The sequence below is a fragment of the Tepidimonas thermarum genome, assembly GCF_007556705.1.
Lineage (GTDB): Bacteria > Pseudomonadota > Gammaproteobacteria > Burkholderiales > Burkholderiaceae_C > Tepidimonas > Tepidimonas thermarum.
Genome location: NZ_VJOL01000117.1, coordinates 1 through 884, shown reverse-complemented (window position 1 = coordinate 884; position 884 = coordinate 1). Strand labels below are relative to the sequence as shown.

Here is an 884-nt window from a genome sequence, read left to right as displayed (position 1 = left end):
CGCTTTGTGGGCATCGACCTTGGGCGCGAGGCCGCACCGGACGCCACCACGCTGTTGAAATTTCGCCGCGTGCTCCAAGAGCGGCACCTGACCGAAGCCATCTTTGCCACCATCAACGCGCACCTTGCTGCCAAGGGCTTGATGCTCAGGCAAGGCACGGTGGTGGACGCCACGCTCATTGCCGCACCGAGCTCGACCAAGAACCGCACACGCAGCCGCGACCCCGAAATGCACCAAACCAGAAAGGGCAACCAGTGGTACTTTGGCATGAAGGCCCACATCGGGGTGGATGCCGACTCGGGCCTGGTGCACACGGTGGTAGGCACCGCCGCCAACGTCAGCGATGTGACGCAAGCGAGCCAACTGCTGCACGGTGAGGAACGCGACGTCTTTGCCGATGCGGGCTACCAAGGCGTGGACAAGCGCAAAGAGGTCCAGGGCAAAGACGTCAAATGGCACGTGGCCATGCGCCCTGGCAAGCGCCGTGCGCTGGATACCAAGAGCCCGATGGGCGCGGTGCTGGCCGAGCTCGAGCGCATCAAGGCGAGCATTCGTGCCAAGGCCGAGCACCCCTTTCACATCGTCAAGAACCTCTTTGGTTACCGTAAGACGCGCTATCGCGGGCTGGCCAAGAACACCGCGCAGCTCATGACGCTGTTTGCCTTGGCCAATGTGTGGCTGGCGCGCAAGTGGATGTTGAACAACGATACCCGAAGTGCGTCTGCTGCATGAAAAAACGCCCCCGAGGCGGGCCACCGGGCGGGTTTTGCACCGCCGCGAGGGCACTTTGGGCGCCTCAGAGGCTGCCTTGGGGTGATTTGCGCTGACCTCACAGCGAGCGTGAGCGAGTGTGCGGTGTACGAGCTTTTTTGTTCAGTGGTTCC

1 protein-coding gene is annotated in these 884 nt (G+C 62.7%); it reads left to right on the top strand.

Annotated elements, in window-relative coordinates:
* Window positions 1–732, top strand: a 732-nt coding sequence (locus tag Tther_RS13160) for an IS5 family transposase (RefSeq protein ID WP_143904584.1), incomplete at its 5' end; no start/stop codon positions are given.
* Window positions 733–884: the final 152 nt, after the last annotated feature.